Source organism: Pseudomonas sp. DC3200b2 (assembly GCF_049895785.1).
Lineage (GTDB): Bacteria > Pseudomonadota > Gammaproteobacteria > Pseudomonadales > Pseudomonadaceae > Aquipseudomonas > Aquipseudomonas massiliensis.
In genome coordinates this window covers 316,130-336,129 of record NZ_JAFCTA010000004.1, presented here as the reverse complement: position 1 = coordinate 336,129, position 20,000 = coordinate 316,130, and the positions used below count along the sequence as shown (strand labels likewise).

The 20,000-nt window shown below is 62.1% G+C and carries 14 protein-coding genes and 1 tRNA gene; 3 read left to right on the top strand and 12 right to left on the bottom strand.

The window, feature by feature from the left end; all coding sequences use genetic code 11:
* Positions 1 to 64: 64 nt before the first annotated feature.
* The 4 genes from ACP691_RS14220 to ACP691_RS14205 are packed head-to-tail and all read right to left on the bottom strand — an operon-like array spanning position 65 to position 5,116.
* On the bottom strand, positions 65 to 1,291 hold the full coding sequence (locus tag ACP691_RS14220; RefSeq protein WP_426150584.1) for a hypothetical protein: 1,227 nt from the start codon (positions 1,289 to 1,291) through the stop codon (positions 65 to 67).
* Positions 1,284 to 3,809 (bottom strand): TcfC E-set like domain-containing protein, encoded by a 2,526-nt coding sequence (locus ACP691_RS14215; protein WP_426150586.1) that lies wholly within the window; start codon positions 3,807 to 3,809, stop codon positions 1,284 to 1,286. The genes ACP691_RS14220 and ACP691_RS14215 overlap by 8 nt, the downstream gene beginning before the upstream one ends.
* Positions 3,810 to 3,869: 60 nt before the next feature.
* Positions 3,870 to 4,337, bottom strand: a complete 468-nt coding sequence (locus ACP691_RS14210) for a CS1 type fimbrial major subunit (RefSeq protein WP_426150588.1) — start codon at positions 4,335 to 4,337, stop codon at positions 3,870 to 3,872.
* Positions 4,334 to 5,116 carry a molecular chaperone gene (locus ACP691_RS14205; RefSeq protein WP_426150590.1) on the bottom strand — a complete coding sequence of 261 codons (783 nt, stop codon included), beginning with the start codon at positions 5,114 to 5,116 and terminating at the stop codon, positions 4,334 to 4,336. Before ACP691_RS14205 ends, ACP691_RS14210 begins: the two co-directional genes overlap by 4 nt.
* 225 nt (positions 5,117 to 5,341) lie before the next feature.
* Between ACP691_RS14205 and ACP691_RS14200 the strand changes: the two genes are divergently transcribed.
* A tRNA-Thr gene (locus ACP691_RS14200) sits at positions 5,342 to 5,417 on the top strand.
* 538 nt (positions 5,418 to 5,955) lie between these two features.
* Here the strand turns inward: ACP691_RS14200 and ACP691_RS14195 are convergent.
* Positions 5,956 to 6,342 (bottom strand): type II toxin-antitoxin system PemK/MazF family toxin, encoded by a 387-nt coding sequence (locus tag ACP691_RS14195; RefSeq protein WP_426150592.1) that lies wholly within the window; start codon positions 6,340 to 6,342, stop codon positions 5,956 to 5,958.
* Positions 6,343 to 6,872: 530 nt separating this feature from the next.
* Here ACP691_RS14195 and ACP691_RS14190 point away from each other — a divergent pair.
* Together ACP691_RS14190 and ACP691_RS14185 are read left to right on the top strand one after the other, a co-directional pair.
* Positions 6,873 to 7,490 (top strand): LysE family translocator, encoded by a 618-nt coding sequence (locus ACP691_RS14190; RefSeq protein WP_426150594.1) that lies wholly within the window; start codon positions 6,873 to 6,875, stop codon positions 7,488 to 7,490.
* 72 nt (positions 7,491 to 7,562) lie between these two features.
* Positions 7,563 to 10,898, top strand: a complete 3,336-nt coding sequence (locus ACP691_RS14185; protein ID WP_426150596.1) for a DEAD/DEAH box helicase — start codon at positions 7,563 to 7,565, stop codon at positions 10,896 to 10,898.
* Here the strand turns inward: ACP691_RS14185 and ACP691_RS14180 are convergent.
* From ACP691_RS14180 to ACP691_RS14150, 7 genes are all read right to left on the bottom strand, one after another.
* A complete protein-coding gene (locus ACP691_RS14180) occupies positions 10,895 to 11,131 on the bottom strand; it encodes a hypothetical protein (RefSeq protein WP_426150598.1) in 237 nt (78 codons plus the stop codon). The genes ACP691_RS14185 and ACP691_RS14180 overlap by 4 nt on opposite strands.
* A gap of 13 nt (positions 11,132 to 11,144) precedes the next feature.
* Positions 11,145 to 11,804: a CatB-related O-acetyltransferase gene (locus ACP691_RS14175; protein ID WP_426150600.1), complete on the bottom strand. Its 660-nt coding sequence runs from the start codon at positions 11,802 to 11,804 to the stop codon at positions 11,145 to 11,147.
* Positions 11,805 to 11,817: 13 nt separating this feature from the next.
* Entirely contained in the window at positions 11,818 to 12,699 is an 882-nt protein-coding gene (locus tag ACP691_RS14170; RefSeq protein ID WP_426150602.1) for a glycosyltransferase family 2 protein, read from the bottom strand.
* A gap of 127 nt (positions 12,700 to 12,826) precedes the next feature.
* Positions 12,827 to 14,104 (bottom strand): OprD family porin, encoded by a 1,278-nt coding sequence (locus tag ACP691_RS14165; protein WP_426150605.1) that lies wholly within the window; start codon positions 14,102 to 14,104, stop codon positions 12,827 to 12,829.
* Between the two features lie 582 nt (positions 14,105 to 14,686).
* A complete protein-coding gene (gene aguA / locus ACP691_RS14160; RefSeq protein ID WP_426150607.1) occupies positions 14,687 to 15,793 on the bottom strand; it encodes an agmatine deiminase in 1,107 nt (368 codons plus the stop codon).
* A 5-nt stretch (positions 15,794 to 15,798) separates the two neighbouring features.
* Complete coding sequence (aguB, locus tag ACP691_RS14155) at positions 15,799 to 16,677, bottom strand: N-carbamoylputrescine amidase (protein ID WP_426150609.1); 879 nt, start codon at positions 16,675 to 16,677, stop codon at positions 15,799 to 15,801.
* A gap of 235 nt (positions 16,678 to 16,912) precedes the next feature.
* Positions 16,913 to 19,816, bottom strand: coding sequence for an aminotransferase (locus tag ACP691_RS14150; RefSeq protein WP_426150611.1), 2,904 nt, complete (start codon positions 19,814 to 19,816; stop codon positions 16,913 to 16,915).
* Positions 19,817 to 20,000 lie beyond the last annotated feature (184 nt).

Below are 20,000 nucleotides of genomic sequence, written 5' to 3'. Positions count from 1 at the left end.
CGAGCCCGACCTTAACGCATTGACCATCCTGTACCTCCCTGTGCTGAACTGTGGCCCGGCGGCCTCAGAGCGTGGCGTCGAAAATCAAGGTCACCAAGCCTGCCCAGTCATCCCCAGGGGACTTGAGCAATTCCTCGATAAAAGGGTCGTAGGTTTCGAAGGTGAACTTACCCAGGCTATTGCGCAGCAGCTTCGGCGTGAGGAAACTGACCGACTGCCCGTCCAGGATGGGAAAGGGCGTGGCTGGCGCGCCGGGCTGATGAGCGAACTCCGTACCCTTGGGTGGATGTACCCAGACAATGAAGGACGTCAGCGCCTGGGTCCGCCGGTTGCGTATGGCGCAGATCTTCGGCCCGGTGGCTTCGCCACACTCCATGCGAATGCTGAACGGGCCCGAAGCGGTCAAGCGAAACGGCAGGCTGGCCGTGAGTTCGGTAGGGGCTACCCCGGTGCTCAGCCATTTTTGCCAGCCCCCGGTGGGTTCCAGGACCACTCGGTCGGAATTGGCTGGGAACTGCACGCTTACTTGATGGTGGACCGACAGGGTGAAATTGAAAGTCACGCTGTTCACGCTTAGCCTGGAAACCTTGCTTCCCAGGGCGAAATCGCCCGTTTCACCCACGCTGAAGGTGACACTGCCATGGTAAGTGCCCATGGGCAGGGTATGCGGCGGGGGATAGATCAGCTTGTAGGCTATGGACGTGTTCCAGACACGCGGGGTGATCGGCCGAGGGGAATCGTCCGGCTCGTTGTTTGGGTAACAGACCGAGGGAGATCGGGGATTGTCCACGCGCCATGCAAAGCCGCCAAGCACCGAATCCTCATTCAGCCAGCCTTCCAGCCGAGTGCATCCGCCTCCCGCCGTCCTATGGGCTGCCGGGTTTTCTGTATAGCCCAGGTCTCCATCGCTTCCAACGCCCACCGACTGGGCTATATGCGTGACCTGAAATCGCAGGGAGGCCCTTTCTCCCTGGTCGGAAACAATGTCCACGATGGCCTCGGCCGGCGTCTTCAAGGACCAGCGGTCCGGTATAGGGGAAAGGCCGCTGATGACGGTGCGTTCATACGTGATCGGCAGGGAGACTGAAAACATGTCAGTCTCGCAGCCATATTCCACGCAGTAGCCAGAATTCGGGGTGGTGTTGCGGAACTCATCGTTATACTCGGAGGCACGGTATTCAGCGGTGATTTCAACCGCGTCCGCTTGCGCCAAGTGGCTAGCCCCCAGTGCCAATGCCCCTAGGCAGGCTCGGGCCAACCATCGGCTGGCCATTTCCATGGGCTTAGACATCGTCATTCTCCTTCGCTGCATTCTCGGCCAGCGACCGTGGCGAGCACACCAGGTCGCCCATGAGCACCACGTCCTGGTCCCGTTCGCCCTTGGCGGTGTCCACGTTCACCAAGCAATGCCGGCCCGCCCCGAGCCGCACCTCCAGGGTGGGCGTGGATTCGCTCATCTCTACCGCGAAGAAGCCGTCAGCCTCGGAAACGCTCCGGCTGGCGTGGTTGATGATCATCGCGCCCGCTACAGGTCGCCGGCTGGGGTCGAGCAGGCGGCCGATCACCGTCAGCGTGCGCATGACATGCAACCGCTGATAGGCCACCCCGCCACGGTTGAGGTGGTAGTCGGTCACCTGGGGCGCTACCACTACGGGCTGGCCGTCCTCACCCGTGAAATCGAACCGTACGCGGCCTTTCTTGTAAGGGCTCAGCGGAATCACATTGCGCCCTGGCCGCAGGCGTCCGGAGGAACCCTGGCCGTCGAAGCTGCGCAGCTCGATGTCCGCGACATCGCTGTCTACCTCGACCACCATGCCGGCCTGGTAAGCGCTTATGTCCCCAGTACTGGCTAGATGGCCGCCGCCAATAGCCAGGGTATTGCTCAGGTTGAGCCCGCCGCCGAGCTCATCGTTGTAAGACGAGGTTTGCAGGTAGCCATCTCCAGCCAGCAGGCGGTTCTGGAAGGCCAACCGACCACCCACCCCCAGGCCATAGCTGTCCTGGTTGAGGGTGCCGGTCACACTGCGCAGGAAAGGCCCCTGGAGCCGATGTTGATAATTGAGCGATGCGGTCTGCTCCCGACCGCCGTCCCGCCGGATGCGGCTGCCGACGCTGCCATAAAGGGTGTCGCCGGCTCCACCCAGGGACAGGGTAAGGCTCAGGTCGACGCCTCGGTTGCGCCGCGCGCCGCTGCTGGCCATGGCCGGGCGGTCGAAGAGCGAGAAACGCCAGGTAGTGTCTGTGCCCAGCAATACGGCCCGTTGAATCCAGGAGAGATCCACCCCCACCCCGGACAGCGGCCCGGTGTTTTGAGAGAGACGCGCCACGCCGGTGCCGCGCGAAGTGAACCGGTGCTGCCAGCTCAACGCACTCTGGGTCGTTTCCTCACGTCGCGATTGATAGCGCGGCATCCAGAAACCGGGCAGGCGGTCGTCCAGCTGATACTGATAAAGCCACGAGCGGGTATGGCTGGCCACCAGGTTCCCCGCTTCGTAGGTGTAGATGGCTTGCAAATCCAGCCCATCGCCTCGGCCTTCGGTGCGGTACGCATTGGCGAAGGTACGCAGCCTGGGCGTGATGTCCCAATCCAGGGAAGCGCCGTACTGCATGGCGCCGTCCACATGCTCCACGGACAGCCCCAGGATCGCGGTGGGGTGCAGCAAGTAATTGGTGATAAGCCCGGCATTCATGCCTTCTTCCCGGTCGTCCTGCCAGTTACTGAACAGCTCCTGGCCCCGCCCCAGATAGGCGTTGTAGCGCCAGCGTTGAGCCGGGTTGTTCCAATTGGTGGGCTTGTAGATGAACTCTTCGCTGGTGGCGGTTACCTGGCCGTCTTCCACCAGGCGCACTTCCACAGGGTAAATTCCGCCCGGCAGGGGCCGGGTGTCGATGGCCTGCAGGCCCGGCTGTACCGGCTGGCTGTTGATCAGCGAGCCGTTGCGATACACCTCCACGGTAGCGGGCCGGTTCGGCGTGACGTAGATGGGCGTCGCGCTGGGCTGGGCATCGTCCACCGCCAGGCTGTCGCTACTGCCGAACATCAGCCCCAAGGTGCCTTGCGGCTGACCATTGAGGGTTCGTGGCTGGCGGCTCAAGCCCTGCAGCGAGGGCGAAAAATAGCCCAGGCGGTAGAAGGTGTCTTCGTGCAGATAATCGGTATACAGGCTGCGCAGGCGGTGGCGATCGATGCTCGCACCCTGGCCTGTGCTGCGGTCGAGTTGCGCTTCGGCCACGGCGGTCCAGGGGCCGCGGCTGCCCAGTGCTGAAGCCAGGTAGGTGCCGTACATCTGGGACTCGCTCCCGGCCAGGTTCAGCTGGTTGCGCAGCAGCAGCCCACTGCCCTCCTCCGGAAGGCTGTAGTAGCGAGGCCCCACCTGATTACGTTCGGCGGTATCGGTGAGAATCGACAACTGCGAACGTTCGAGGCTGTACTCCAAGGCCAGTAGCCCTGAAGGGCAATCCCCATCGCACCGCCCCAAGGGCCGAGGCGTGCCCAGGGCCTTGAGCCAGATGGCCTGGTCTTCTTCGCTCACCTCGGACTGATCGGTTGCGGTGTACTTGACCACCTGCACTTGCTGGTCTCGATTGAGCACCAGCATGGCATCGGCCAGGTACAGGCCATTGAGGTCCACCCGAACCACCAGGGGCGTGTCGAAAAAGTGGTCGCGAAAGTCCGCGGGTAATCCTTGCACCTGCGTCAGCAGATCCAATGCCCGCTCCGGCGGCGCCGAGGCGGCCAGTACGGTGCTGACACAAACACTCGCCGCGCAACCGACGGCAAGCCTTAAGGGATTGATCGCAAACGCCACGTATTCTTTCCCGTATCAAGAGAGGTGCGGCGGGCACTCAGGCCCGCCAGCGATGGGCCGTCAAGGGGTGGGCAGCGGGGTTTCGAAGGTGACGTCCACGAAGCCCATGTAATCGCCTGGCTCGTAAGGGCCGGTCGCGGCGGCGATGTCCATGGTCATGTAGTACGGCGTGCTGGCATCGGCGGCCGGTACGATCTCGGTGGACGTGGTGGACAGGTCTTTTCCGTTGGCGGTGATGGTCAGGGGAATCCGATTGTTACGGCTGGTCAGTACCGGGTCGTTTTCCAGGCGCGCGGAGATGGCGCCAGTGGTGCTCTTGGCGATCAGGCGGTTGGAAATCTTCTGCAAGTTGCCGTTGTACAGGCTCAGCTGCTGGGTTTTGTTCATCCAGCCACCTTCGTCGAGGATCGAGAAAGCAGATGTTGGAATGTAGGCGGTGACCTGGATCTGCTTGCTGATGACATCGGCGGCCGAGGCCTGGGCCGCGGCAAACAGTGCCAGTGGCAGCACGAGGTATTTGAGTTTCATTGCTTGGCTCCTTTGAGTGAAATGGCCGAAGTGAGGGTCGGCTGGCCCTTGATTTCGTATGGAAGGGGCGCGAGCGTGCCGCGCTGGTGGGTGAAGGCGTAGGTGCTATCCGGCTTGCGCTCGAACACCCGGGTGGCACCCGGCGGCAAGAGATGCACCACGGCCGGGTCGCATTCCAGGCCATTGGCATCACAGCGGCGAAAGCGATCCAGTACGGCGGTGGCATTGCCCACGTTGCGCACGACGAACCGATCCGGCTCTTCATCGATGGCCAATTGATGTGCAACTTCCCGAGGTCGCACGTATAGCAACGAGCCGAAGCCGGCGAGCATCTGCACACCACCGGAAATGGAAACTTCGTAGTCGCGGGCTTCTTTCTGGGTAAGTTGGAAACCGTCGCCGGCGTTGGGCAATACGGGATTGAAACGCAAACGGAAATAACGCTCCTGGGCGCGATCGCCACTGAACAGCAGCCGTACCGTTTGCAGGCCCGCGGCGGGGATGATCAGCCGTGCCGGGCTCACCACCAGCTCCCGCTTGCCCCCGGCCGACTCTAGGTCCAGCGGCACTTCAACGACCTTCCCGTCGGGCTGGCGCACCAGCTCCCACGCCCGCACCTTGACGAAGGCCGTGGCGTCGCCGTGGTTGTATACCCGCTTGACCAGCACGTTCTTGTCCGCCCGCATATAGTCGGAGAGCGAACCAATGCTGATCTTGGGGCCAGCCAACGCCACGGTCGGCAAAGCCAACAACCAGGCAAGAACGAATAAGCACCGCATTGAACGCTGCCTCCATTTATTCCACTGAGGGATTTCGATGGGGCGCTATTGTTGGGAGAAAAGACGTTTGAATATGCGGACACTTTCCGAGGAAGTTGCTCGAAACTGCCGTTTCGCTTGTAGGAAATTTCTGCAGCCAGCCGGCCCGCAGGGTGGATCGAAGGGCCTGTGCTAACGTTGCCCTTTACAGCGAGCCCTCAGTCGCTATAATCAGCGCCCTTACCTGCCGGTATAGCTCAGCTGGTAGAGCAACTGACTTGTAATCAGTAGGTCCCGGGTTCGATTCCTGGTGCCGGCACCATACCTGGCTTCGTTGCGCTCGTTGAACGCATCGGAAGCCCCGAAAACCCGCCTTCTGGCGGGTTTTTTCGTTTTGGCGTTCCGTTGGATAGCGAGGTAGCGACCGCTAAGGGCCGCTTGAAGGCTCGTGCTTTCGTGACCATCGATGTGGCGCTCAGGATCAAGGGACTGTCAGCGATAATCCGCAGGCAAAGCTGCCTGCGGTGATCAACGAAAGGGCGAGCTCAGTGGTCAAGGCCATGAGTTACACCACCTCTCGAGGCACGGTTCTGAAACCGCCATCACAGTGGGTCGTTTTGACAAACTCGGAGGCCATAAAGACAACATAAAGACAAAAGGCGCCTTGCGGCGCCTCTATTCACAAACAGGACGGCTTGTCATCGCCAATCTCCTGCCTGGCTCTACGATTGCCGGGTAAACCGGGATCCTTAGAGTCTCAAAAGCCCCTTTCGGGTACAGGAGTGATTATGCCGTGACAGTCACGCTCCCGCTAATTGAAAATCGCTATAAACCTGTTAGCTATGAGGTTTTGGCCTTCATCATAGGCCCAAACCTGCCCTCACTGCGGCCCGAACTGCCTCGAAATGCTCGGCCTTCATTGGAATGACTTTGTACTCACGCCCACTACCGTGACGACTACGGACCTTGAATAATTCCTGGCGTTCGAGACTCACCGTATACACCATGTCACATTTTGCCCAGCATGTGCCTGCATCACCCGGAAGGTAACAGGGCAGCTCAACATGGTGAGCGAGCAGCTGGTCCGGCCGAGTCGTACTAAGCGGTACAACAGTGACGAGCCGTGCGCTGTGACGGTGCTTTTTAAGAACCACTACCGGCCTTTTCTTGATCATCTCTGGCGCGACGAAACCAACAAAATCGCACATCACAACGCAGGCTTCTTTTGGCTGGAACTTAAGCGACATCCGATTTCTCTTCATGGACCATACGTAGTAACGGCGCCAATGTTATCGCACTAAATTTTGCGATACACCGCATTTCTGACGTCGGATATCCGCTGCGAAGCGGCCCGGCCGGTCAAGCGCCTACCTTACTAATGAGTAGTACCCACGTTCGATTCCTGGCGGAGCGCACATCCGCATCGAGACACCTTACAGTCTCCAAAATCGGCCATTCTCAAGTTTCTATTGCACCCGGTTCACACCAGCGCTGCCACCGCCTGGTAGACCAAGCGATACTCGCTGCTGCGCAGCTTGACCTTGTACCAGTCCGGAAGATCGCTTAAGCGGTTGTCTTCGATCTGGAATTTTCTAACAGTGCCACCAGCTTTTTTTTAGCAGCTGCTGAACTGTTTCTCCCCAGCTTGCGCCACGCCTGCAGCGTACATGCGCCGAATTCGACCTATGTGCGGGGGTAAAGCAAGGCCCCCTGAGGCCCCCCCTTTTATCCCCTTCGCTGCTACCCTACCTGCACCCTCCCCTTCGGATCTTTATCCATGACCCCCACCGACAGCCTATTGGCCTTCACCCTCGCCGCCACCCTGCTCACCGTGACGCCGGGTCTGGACACGGCGTTGATCCTGCGCACGGCCACGGTGGAGGGAAGCCGTCAGGCGGCGAAGGCTGCGCTGGGGATAAACGCGGGCTGTTTGCTTTGGGGCGCGGCGGTGGCCTTCGGCTTGGGGGCGGTGCTGGCGGTGTCGGAAGTGGCTTATACACTGCTCAAGTATTGCGGCGCGGCCTACCTATGCTGGCTCGGCATCAACCTACTGTGGTCGCCGCGCGCGAGTTTTTCCGGGCCGGACGCGCGCCAGGGCGGCGGTAACTGGTTCGTGCGCGGCTTGCTGGGCAATGTCTTGAACCCCAAGGTGGGCATTTTTTATGTGTCCTTCCTGCCGCAGTTCATTCCAGCCGGTAGCCCACTGGTGGCCTGGACCTTCGGTCTGGTCGGCATTCACATTGCCCTGGGTGTGCTTTGGGCAGGCGCGCTGATCCTGGCCACTCGGCCCTTGGGCGAGGCCCTGCGTCGGCCAGCCGTGGTCCGCTGGATGGACAGGGCCACGGGTGCGGTATTCCTGCTGTTCGCGGCGCGCCTGGCGCTGAGCAAACGCTAGCCGAGGTCAGCGCGCGGATCCCATCCGGGGTACACTCTTTGCCTTGTGGACAGTTATTCGGAACCGGCCTCCTTGACACCTCACCACCGCGACACGCTGCTGGCTGTACTGGACTACTGGCATAAGGTCGAGTTCTTCATACCCTACGGCCTGGAGCAGTACCTCGGCGAACTGGAGCCTTGGCAGGTCCGGGCGCTGGCCCGGGCTGAACTGGCCGACCCAACGAACCCTGCGCTGTTACGGGTAGACGTCGACCCGGGCATGGAGGTGGTCGGCTATAACCTGTTTCTCGGCGTGTTCGACAGGTCGGCCATCGGCCAGGCAGCGGACCTGTACGAGGGCCCGAACGGGCCGGGTGCCCGCTTCGAGGACGAGGCCCGGGCGGACCTGGAAGGCCTGACCTGCTTCGCCAAGCTGCCGCTGGACGTGAGCGGTTATCCGCTACTGGATGCTTTGTCGATCTCCACGGCGCCTTGGGCACTGGGGCAGGCCTTGTCCCAAGGCCTGAGTGCCTTGAGCTACGACGCTTTCGATTCAGCGAAGCGCGCCCTGCTCATCGACCTGCAGAACTTTCTCAGCGCACGCGGCGGTTTCGCCGGCCAGGGGCTTCAGCCGGCCGAAGTGCTGACCCTTCAGGCCCTGCTGTGCGCCTGGGCGGGTTTCACGCCCGAGGCGGAGCAGCCGATCGCCATGCTTACGGCCAAGGTGCGCCCGCGCAAGCAGAACCAGGCTCCGGCGAAAGATGCCGTCGCACAGGAGCTGCCGGAATCCAGCGAGGCCGAGGACGAAGACGAGTTGGCGCTGGATGACCTGGACATTCTCAACAGCTTCTACATCTCTGACCTGGAACGGGCCATCCAGGCGGTGCGTAGTGGTGAGGTGCCCGCCACGCTTGAGCGTTACCTCATTCCCCTGGCGGCGGAGCAGCGCATCGACCTGTATTCCGAGCAAGGTTGCGCGCTGGTCCAGGAGAGCCTGCGGCCCCGGCATATGAACGAGGGTCATTGGCTGGCCGCGCCGGGTCATGCCATGAGCCTGATGCAGCAGTTCGCGATCAACCAGATTCGCGCCGGCCTGGCCAGCGAAGGCCTGTTTTCGGTCAATGGCCCGCCTGGCACGGGGAAGACCACCCTGCTGCGAGACCTTTTCGCCGATAACCTGGTGCAACGCGCCAAGGTCCTGGCCGGGCTGAACAGCGTAGACGCCGCCTTCTCCGCGGAAAGCCTCAGCGTGCATTTCAAGGGTGACGATCAAAGCGTGAAGCTGCGCCCGCTCATTGCCGCGCTCACCGGTTTCGAAATGGTGGTGGCATCCACCAATAACGCAGCGGTAGAGAATATTTCTCTCGACCTGGTCAAGCGCCGGGCGCTGGATACAACCTGGAAACAGGTCGGCTACCTGCAGCCGGTGGCCCATAACCTCGCCATCCAGCAGGCCCGACGCGGCCCCGTCTCGCCCGAAGGCGAGGACATGCCCTGGGGGCTGTTCAGCTGCGCGCTGGGTAATGCCCGCAACCGTAACCGTTTCCTGGAGCGGTTCGGCATGTACAGCCTGGAAACCGACAGCGCCGAGTTGCCGCTGCGCATCTGGGACTGGTTCAAGGGCGTTCCTGGACAGTCGTTCAGCCAAGCCCAGGAAGCGTTCCGCGTAGCGCAGCACCGGGTCACTGAGGCCCTTGCCAAACGAGAGGCCCTGGCCGAGCTGCTGGCCTTCTTCAGCGCTCATACCGAGGCAACCTATACCGCCGAGGCTCAGGAAGCGGCGGCCCAAGCGGATAAAGCCTTGGCAGAGGTGGTCGCGGCCCAAGCGGCCCAGGCGCAACGCCAGCAAGCCGTGGCCGAGGTTCTGCAGCAGTTGGCTACCGAGCAGGTGCTGATCGAACGTACCCGGCCGGGTTGGTGGGCGCGTCTGCGTCGCACCTCCGAGGCCCGGGCCTACGCCCAGCGGCGCAGCGCGAACGCAGCTGCTCAGCTCGATGCCCATGCCCAGCTCAGGGCATTCCAGCCGCAAGCCCAGGCCTTGACCGAACAACTGGCCAGCGCGCAGGCCCGTCTGGAGAAAGCCCAGGCGGTGCTCGCGGAGCGCCGTGAGACATGGACCAGGAAAGCAGCGGAACGTGATCGGCTCGTGGAGCAGCTAGGTACACCGCGGCTACCCGCCACGCCCCTGGCGCTCCGGGACGACCCAACGCTACAGATTCACGGACTGTGGCACGACGAGGCTTTGGCGACCTTGCGCTCGGCGCTCTTCGCGGCGGCCCTGGCGCTGCATGAAGCCTGGTTGCACGAAGCCGGACAAGGCGCGCTGCGCAGCAACCTGGTGGCCGTGGGCAAGCTGTTGTCTGGCAAGAAGCCAGAAGATCGCAGCCAGACCCTGGCGATCTGGCAGAACCTGTTCATGGTGGTGCCGGTGGTCTCCAGTACCTTCGCCTCCTTCGCCAACCAGTTCGCAGGGCTGGGCGCCGGCTCGCTGGGTTGGGTGTATATCGACGAAGCCGGGCAAGCCGTGCCGCAAGCGGCGGTCGGTGCCATCTGGCGCACCCGACGTTGCGTGGTGGTGGGTGACCCGCTGCAGATCGAGCCGGTGTTCACACTCCCTACCTGTCTGATCAATGCCCTCGGGCAACTGAGCCCGGTCACCGCGGGCAATGCCTACGCCCCTCACTGCGTATCGGTGCAACGACTGGCGGACCTGGCCAACCGCTTCGGCGCCAACGCCCCCTTCATGGAGGAAACGCTCTGGGTGGGCAGCCCCTTGCGTGTCCACCGGCGCTGCCATGAACCCATGTTCAGCCTGGCCAACCAGATCGCCTACGGGGGTCGGATGGTGTATGGCCTCAGGGACCGCAGCCCTGGCGGCACGCCCTTGATCGACCTCCCCAGCGGCTGGGTCGATATCCAGTGCGCGGTGCGACGCAAACAGGCGGTCCCCGAACAGGTTGAATTCATGGTGAAGGTAATCACTCATCTGTACCAGCGCGACCAGCAGTTGCCCCCGCTCTATGTCATTTCCCCCTTCAAGGCCGTGCGACAAGCCCTGCGTGAGCAGCTGCTAGCCTTCGAATGGCCGAGCGGCGGGCCAAGGCGTGACGAGCTCAACCGCTGGGCAAGGCGCAGCATTGGCACCGTGCATACGTTCCAGGGCAAGGAAGAAGGCTGTGTGTTCATGGTGCTGGGCGCCGACCGTGACAACGCCGGCAGCGCAAAGTGGGCCGCGTCCAAGCCGAACCTTTTGAATGTGGCGCTGACCCGTGCCCAGCAGCATATCTACCTAGTGGGCGACAGAGCCCTATGGGGCGAGCTGCCCTACTTCCAGCGCGCCGCCGTGGGGCCATGGGCGCTGCCCCGGCTGGCACGACAGGATTTTGCGATCATTCGCCAGCGGCCGAGGGTGGTGGACGGAGCTTAGCGCGTCCAATGCCGGGCGTAGTTATCCCGTACATGCTGGCTGATATAAGTAGAAAGCCCCCTGCCCGCCTTGGCCAGGCGCTGCATCTCCCGCACTGCCTGAAGGCCCGGCTTGTGTGCGTCGTAGAGGTAACACGGCGAATCGTCACCTGCGAACTGCACCGTGATGGTGTCGTTACCCAGTTCATAGGCGACCACTCCGGAATGGCCGCTTAGATTGTAGTAACGCTGCATGGCACGCTCCTGTTTACGAGTTTGCTTGCTTCGCAAGCTCCCATGAGCCTCGGCTGGCGTTACGCTGCTCGGCATAGGCGAGGAACTGCTCGATGCGGTCACTCATCAGCAATTCGACCTTCGCGCGCAGCTCTTCCACAGGCCAATCCCACCAGGCGCTGGCCAGCAGTCGCTCGCGCACATCGGCTTCGAAGCGCCAGCGTATGAAGCGGCAGGGGTTACCCGCAACTATAGCGTAGGGCTCCACGCTTTTGGTCACCAATGCGCCAGCACCCACCACCGCCCCATGGCCGATGGTCACGCCGGAGAGGATCATCGCGCCCATGCCAATCCAGCAATCATTGCCGATGACCACGTCGCCCTTGGTCGGATGAATATCCGGGATGTTTTCCGCTTCCTTGAATACCTTCTGGAACGGGTAAGAGGTCACCCAGTCGGTGCGATGAATGCCGCCCAACAAAATGGTTACCTTCCCGGCGATAGAGGTATAAGCGCCGATGCGCAATTGCGCGGCGTCTTCGAAATCATAGACTTCAGGAACGCCATAGCTGCCCGGCCCGACGCTGTAGGTGGGGTAGCGCAAGCGTATCTTCTCTGGGTAGCGTTGCACCCGATCCAGATTGTTCAAGTGCTTGCGGACACGGCGTTTACGCCATTTTTCCAGCCATTCCATAGGCGTGTTCTACTCAGTAGTGAAACAACAGGCGCTTGACCCGCCGCAAGGTGGTGCCGTCGATCAGTCGCCAGGGGATCTCGCGCAGCAGGCGCCAGGCGTCACGCTTGTCCTGGATCACGGCATATTTGAGTGCCTTGTTGATCAGCGTGACCCGGCCACGGGCGTAGGCGGGATGACCCTTGTAGGGCTCGATAGTGCGCAGGTCGGATTCGAGCAACACTTTGTATCGGCGGGACAGGTTGTTCGGGTGGCGGCGGTAATGGGTCACCACCTCGGGAATGATATGTACCCCATAGCCCCGGCGGGCGATGCGTAGGGTGATCTGGAAATCCTGTACCCGAATGTCAGGGTCATACCCCTCGACAGCGCGCAGGGCCTCCATTCGATACAGGGAAACAGGCGCGCCCACCACTTCGCCATTGGCCAGGATGCTGGCGAAGTCAAGTTGGCGAATACCCCTGGGCCGCTGCTGTTTCCTGAGAGTGCCGTGCTCGTCCATGTAATGGATGAGCGCGCCCACCAGGCCTACGTCCGGATGCTGGTCAAGGTAGCGCGCACGCACACTCAATGAGTGCGGCAGCATCACGTCGTCCAGGTCCGGCGTGGCTACGTAGACGCCACGCGCATGTTTCAAACCGGTATTGAGCGCCCCGCTTACACCTTGGTTGGCCTGGGTATACAGAGCGAAGCCATAGCGCGGTTGAAGCTGCCTGAGCATTTCCAGGCTACGGTCGGAAGAGCCGTCGTCGACGATGATGACTTCGAAATTTGGATAATCCTGGGCATAGATGCTTTCCAGCGCCTGCTCCAGGTAGCGCTCCGCGTTGTAGCAAGGCGCGATCACGGAGATCAGCGGCGCCTGGGCCTCGGCGGTACGCGGTCGTTCGATCATGAGCGTCCCGTGAAACATAAGGTTTCGAAACGCTCATGATGCAGCAGGCCAGGCGGGCCTGTCACCCCGGTTGTTATCAGCGCTGATACAACAAGGGGCCAAGCCAGGCGGCCTGGGCCTTGCAGCCTTAGAAGATATTGATCGGGTATTCGACGAACAGCCGCACTTCATTGCCGTCGTCGTTGTAGCCGGACTCCCGCACATTGGTCGAAGTACGCAGGATGGAATTGCGCAGGCGCAGCTTCAGATCCTTGGCCGCGCCTTCCTGCACAACGTACTGGAGTTGGTTGAACCACTCACGCTCGACGCCTTCGCCGTCGTTGGTGCGGATATTGTCACCGCGCACGTAGGCGATCTTGTAGCTCAGCCCCGGAATGCCGTACGGGCCGAAGTCCAGCCCGTAGGCCAATTGCCAGGAGCGCTCGTCTTCGGCATTGAAGTCCGACCAGTAGGAATTGGCCAGGAAAATGGTATTGCCGCCATCGCCTACGCCGCCGTTGTTGGCGTAGCCGCCGTAGTTGTAGCCCGTGTCGCCGGTGCTGCGCTGGTGAGCCAGGGTGAGCGAGTGCGCGCCGAAGGCATAGGTGGCCGCCAGGCTCCAGATGGTGTTGTCCTGACCGGTGCCCAGACGATCGGCGAAGGCGCTGTCCAGCCGCGACCGGTAGCCGTTGAAGTCCAAGGTCAGCGAACGGTCACGGTCGAAAGGTTGCACGAAGGTCATGCCCAGGTACTGTTTGCGCAATTCGTCCTTTACGTCCGAGGCATACAGCGAGGCGCTGAACTGATCGTTGAAGCGATAGCTGCCGCCGAACACGTCCAGCTGCTTGAGGCCGCCGCTGTCCCGGCCTTCAGCGCTCTTGCGGGTTTGCGCGGTGAAGTGCCCGGCATTGAGTTCCAGCCCATCGATTTCGCGGGAGGTGAGCAGGTATCCGGTGTAGCTTTCCGGCAACAGGCGGCTGTCATCGTAGTTGAGCACGGGCAAGGCAGGCATCATTTCGCCGTACTTCAGTACGGTGTTGGAGACGCGGAACTTGATCGCCCCACCGGCGCGAGCCAGGTCATCGGCGGCATTGCCGCTACTGTCCTGCTTGAAGAAGTCGATACCGCCCGCGCCGCTGCGCCCGCGGCCGCCATCGAGCCGCAGCCCGTACAAGCCGAAAGCATCCAGGCCCACGCCCACCGTGCCCTGAGTAAAGCCCGAGGCGAAGTTGGCGATCACGCCCTGGCCCCATTCGGCTCGGTCTTCGGCGCCATGCTTGTAGTCACGGTTGATATAGGCGTTACGCAGCAACAGGTTCAGGTGGCTGTCCTCGACGAACCCCTTGCTCTCGGCCTGCTCGCTGGCCATGACAGGGGTAACGGCGCAAAGACCCAGCGCCAGGACGCCGATGCGGTAGTCAAACATCTTTTTTTCCTTGTTCCTTGAAGTATCGCCGCGGGCGCTGCCAGGGTAGCGAGCACCAGGCACGGCCCTGCGAAGGCCAGCCCGTACAGCGGAGCGGGATCCTAAAGAGCGAGGTTGGAAGCTGTCAAACTACGAAATGGAATGATGACATGAGAAGGTTTCACCCAGGCATCCTGCCTGAGGCGAAGGGTGAAAGCCTGGATCAGGCTTTGAGGATGCCCAGCAAGGCTTCCAGTTCGGCGTCGCTGATGAGCCCCGCTGGATAGCGTTGCGCGATCAGTTGGCGGGGGTCTGCGCTCCTGCCATCTCGACAAGCTCGGGCCCTGGAAGATTGGCCCAGGCTTTGTGAAGACACATTGTGGTTACCCTGGGGTACTGCCCCTCTGACTGCATTCATCGCAACATCCCCCGGTTCAAGCGAGCGGCACAGCTTAAGGCTTTTTTATGACAGACCAGCGACCCTCACAAGGGAAGCATCTGCTGAATTAAAAGATACAAAAGCTGTGCCAGCGCACCGGCAAGTAGCAGGCTGGATACATAAAAGCCCAGCGGCGGGCCGCTGGGCTTCAGGGTATCATCGGCTCAAGCGTGACGAGGAGCCGGTTGCTGCTGGGTCAGGCAGTGAATATTACCGCCTCCCAAGAGCAGTTCGCGTCCGGGCACCATCACCACTTCATGCTCGGGGAAAACTTGTTGCAGAATTTCCCGGGCCGCGTCATCCGTGGCTTCGCCGAAGCTTGGAGCAATGATCCCACCATTGACGATGAGGAAATTCACATAGGAACCGGCCAGGCGAACCGAGGGGTCGCGTGGCTGGCTGCCAGCGGCAATATCCACGCCTTCGCATTCTTCGGCCGACGCGAACAGCGGGCCGGGAATCGGCATCTTGTGCACCACGAAGGACCTGCCCTTGGCATCAGTGGTGCCCTCCAACACTTTCAACGCTTCCTGACAGCGGCTGTAGTTGGGGTTCTGTGGGTCGTCCGTCCACGCCAGTAACACTTCACCAGGGCGAACGTAACAGCAGAAGTTATCCACATGGCCGTCGGTTTCGTCGTTGAAGAGGCCGTGGGGCAGCCAGACCACCTTACTGACGTTCAGGTAATCGGCCAGCACCGCCTCGATCTCGCCGCGTCCCAGGTGGGGGTTACGGTTAGGATTGAGCAGGCATTCTTCGGTGGTGATGACCGTACCTTCGCCATCCACGTGGATGGAGCCACCCTCGAGCACGAAGCCCTCGGTGCGGTAACGGCCGCAGCGTTCCATTTCCAGCACCTTGCTGGCAACCTGGTCGTCGCGGTTCCAGGGGCTGTAGAGCCCACCGTCGAAACCGCCCCAGGCATTGAAACCCCAGTCCACGCCGCGTACTTCACCGGCGTCGTTGATCACGAAGCTGGGGCCTGTGTCACGCATCCAGGCATCGTCGGTGGTCATTTCCACCACACGGATATTAGGTACATCCAGGCGAGCCCGGGCATTCTCATATTGGCCGGCCGACACCGCCACGGTAACCGGTTCGAAGCGAGCGATGGCGCGGGCGAGCGCCACGTGGGCGGCCTGGGCCGGCTTGCCGCCGAGGCGCCAGTTGTCCGGGCGCTCTGGCCAGATCATCCAGACCTGGCTTTGCGGTGCCCACTCGGCCGGCATATGGAAACCGTCGGCCCGCGGTGTGCTGTTCAGGGTGGTCATGGTCGTCAGGACTCCAGTGAACCATCGAGTGTTTTGATCGGGCCGTAGAGGTTGGGCCGGCGATCACGGAAGCTGCCCCAGGCGCTGCGAACATGCTCCAGGGCGTCAAGGTCGAAACGCTGGACCAGTATGCCTTCCTCGGTTTCATTGAGCTCGCGAACTTTGGCGCCGAACTGGTCGGCGATGAACGACGAGCCGTAGAAGGTGATGTCGTAGCCGTCCTGTTCTTCGCGGCCGATCCGGTTGCTGGCCACCAGCGGCATCAGGTTGGCCCCGGCATGGCCTTGCTGCACACGTTGCCAGTGGTCGCGGGAACTGATGGTCGCATCATGGGGCTCGCTACCGATGGCCGTCGGGTAGAACAGAATCTCCGCGCCCTGCAGCGCCATGGCCCGGGCGCATTCCGGGAACCATTGGTCCCAGCAGATACCCACGCCGATCTTGGCATAGCGGGTTTGCCACACCTTGAAGCCAGTGTCCCCCGGGTTGAAATAATACTTTTCGTGATAACCGGGGCCGTCGGGGATATGGCTTTTCCGATAAATCCCGAGGTTGCTGCCATCGGCATCCAGGATGGCGATGCTGTTGAAGCGCGCCCGCCCCGCCAGCTCATAGAAGCTGATCGGCAACACCACTTGCAGTTCCCTGGCGACTTTCTGGAAGTGAAGGATGGCTGGGTTGGTATCCGCGGGGGTGGCCAGCTGCAAGTAATCAGGGTTGGGCTTCTGGCAGAAGTACGGGGTTTCGAACAGTTCTTGGATCAGGATGATCTGGGCCCCCTCCGCCGCCGCCTGGCGAACCAGGCGCTCGGCGTTGGCAAGATTGGCCTGGCGATCCCAGGAACAGGTCATTTGGGTAGCGGCGACAGTGACGATGCGGCTCATGAGAACTCCGTGCGAGAGGTGAAGCCGAGAATGACGGAGCTTTTATAGCCGATAAATATCGAACTAAAAAGGGGATTCAGCAAAAATTGGCCGGATACGCACATACTGATCCGGATTTAAATCGGTAATGGATGAAAGACTGTACCGCTACGCCTGGGCGCTTGCGGGACACGGCTGCAATTCCCGAAGCCGCTCGAGGGCTCCGGGAACCTGACCCGCTGACAGATGGAAAAACCTAGAGATCTTCGGCCAGCACCTTCGCCACGCTGTCGACAAAGAAATCGACGCTGCGCCGGGTGGTGCACATGGGCGGCTTGATCTTCAGGATGTTCAGATAATCCCCGGTGGGCTGCATGAAGATACCCAGCTCACGCAGGCGCTCGCAGAGCAAGGCGGTTTCCTCGGTGGCCGGCTCCAGGGTTTCCCGATCACGTACCAGCTCCAGGCCCAGGTAGAAGCCGGAGCCGTGTGCGGCGCCCGCCAGTGGGAAGCGCGCCACCAGCTCATCGAGCCGCTGGCGGAAGTAGCCACCGGTGGTGCGGGCGTTTTCCCACAACCCTTCTTCTTCCATTACGTCCAGTACCGCCATGCCGATGGCGCAGCTGACCGGGCTGCCGCCAGCGCTGGAGAAGAAATAGCCTTCGGCTTCCAAGGCCTCGGCGATTTCGCGCCGAGTGATCACCACACCCAACGGCTGACCGTTGCCCATGCCCTTGGCCATGGTGATGATGTCCGGGACCACGCCCTGCTCTTCGAAGCCCCAGAAGTAAGTGCCCAGGCGGCCATAGCCCACCTGCACCTCGTCGGCGATGCACACCCCGCCGCAGGCACGTACTTGCTGGTATACCTGCTCAAGATACCCCGGTGGCAGGGAAATCCCACCGGCATTGCCATACACCGGTTCGCAGATGAAACCCGCCACCTGCCGGCCCTGTTCATCCAGCCGCGCCAAGGTATCGGTCACGCTGCGCAGGTAATCGGCGGTACTGCCCGGGCCTCGATAGACGCCGCGATAGGTATTAGGCGCCACCACCGGGTGCACCCAGCCTGGGCGGGTTTCCAGGGCCTTGGGGTTGTCGGCGATGGAGGTGGAGATGGCATCCGTGGCCACGGTCCAGCCATGGTAGGCCTCCAGCACGCTGAGCAGGTCCCGCCCTCCGCTGTAGGCCCAGGCCAGGCGAATGGCGAGGTCGTTGGCCTCGCTGCCACTGTTGACCAGGAACACACGGTCCATGGAAGACGGCGCCAGGGCCAGCAGCCGCTCGGAGAACTCGGCCAGGGCCCCATAGTGGAAACGCGAATTGGTGTTGAGCAGAGACCATTGCCGACGGGAAACTTCCGCCATGCGGGGGTGACCATGACCCAGCACCGCCACGTTATTGAGCATGTCCAGGTAGGAGCGGCCCTGCATGTCGATCAAATGGTTGCGCCAGCCGCGCTCGATGCGCGGTGGTGCTTCGTAGTAGTGCTTCTGCGAGCGAGCGAAACTGGCGTCCCGGCGCGCCAGCAGCGCCTGAGCGTCTTCCAGCTCAGGCGCATCGCAGGGCCAGCCCAGAAGAACCGCTGGCGACGGACACAATGCCTGCCATGCCTGGGCACGAGCCGGAGTGGTAAAGGCCGGCGGGGTAAGCCCCGGCTGGCTCAGTTGCACTGTGACCACGCCGCGCGCTCGGCCCAAAGGCTGGCCCGCCGTGACGGTCGCGGGCGCGGTTTCCAGGCCCGCACCTTCAAGCCAGAGTGTCCAATGCTCGCCTTGCAAGCACCAGGCGGGACCTTCACTGACCCAATGCCCGGCGAAGGGAGCCTGCAAGAGCTGTTCTTCCGTCAGCTGCAGTCGTACATGCAAGGCAAAGGTTTCAGGCGCTTCGGCCACATCCGGGCGAGTCTGCGCCAGGCAGTACTCACCGTAGCGAGAAGCCGCCGCCGCGAAACCAGGCAAGGCCGCGGCCAACTGTTTGTCCACCGCCCCTGATGCCTCCCAATTGCCAGCCTCCCATAGGGGGCTCAGCACGCCTAGATCCAGAACGTTGACCCGCGCCGCCGGCAGATTGGGGAATAGCCTGGCGGCGTCCGTGAGTCGAGGCGGGGATGTCGCCACGCCGGCCGCGGCCAGGATGGCGCTTTCCATCAACGCTGCCGGTACCGAGGTCGCCACGTCGAAGATGCCCCATTCATGGCTCGCGTTGGCGTGCAGGTAGGGGTTGTCCGGGTTGAGGCGCAGCTGCTGCGCCGTACTGAGCACCAGAACGGCTGCTCGGTTGAGAATCAAGGGCCAGAGCGCGCGCAATTCGGCCTCGGTCAGCGGATTTTCCCTTTGATAGGCCGTCACCACTGGCAGAATGCCAAACGGATCGCCCTCGCAATGGTGCAGCAAGCCGGCACAGGTAACGCTCAGCTCAGCGATTCGCCAGGTATGGCTGAGGTCGCCGAAATCGATGATCCCCTTCAGGGCCCAGCCTCGCTGGGGTGTGCGTTGCCAGAGCGTATTGTCGTCGGTCAGGTCCAGGTGTACCGCCTGGGCCGGAAGCTGAGCGGCGAGCCTGCCAAGACGAGCTTGCGCCTCGCTCGCGGCCTGCCTGACCCCGGCCAGACGCTCGGGCTGCTCATTCAAGACAGGAAGCAGCTGCTGGATGAGCGCACTGGCCTGCCGCGGGTCCCACTGCAAGGTACGCGTCAGGCCGGGATGGGTGAAGCCGGCCAGGGCACGGTCAACCTGGGCACAAAGGTGGCCCATGGCGACCCGCAGTTCTGAGCCCAGGTAAGGACGCCGGGTCAGAGGCTCGCCTTCCAGATACTCCAACAGCCGTACATGCAAGGCTTGCTCACCGATGTTCAGGCTGAGCAACCCTTGACCGTCGCGGGCTGGCACTACCCTGGGCACAGGCAGCCCCTCACGAGCCAGATGCTCCAGCGCCGCATGCTGGGCCTGGAGTTCATCGCTGGCATAGCTACCGTGGCATACCTTCAATACGAAGCGCCCCTGGGGGCTGTCTACGCGCAAGTTCAGGTCTTGCTGGCTGCCGAGGGGCTCAAGCGCCCCCTCGATGCCGTAGTGCGTCGCCAGCAGATGGCTGGCATCGCTGGCCGATAGTTCGGGATTGGGCAGGCTGGAGCGCTGGATCAACTCGTGGAGTGACATCAGGGTGGCCTCGGCGTTCTTTTGGGCGCCACTATCGCTACGATCCCCAGGCTTGGCAACCCCAGGGCGGACAGCGGAACGCCACCATCCCCCGTACTGACATAACTAATCCGTATTCGGACTTGCGCCAGGCAGCGTATCCCCACAAAGTATGCTCATTTATTATTGGCGGCTTAAGGATAAA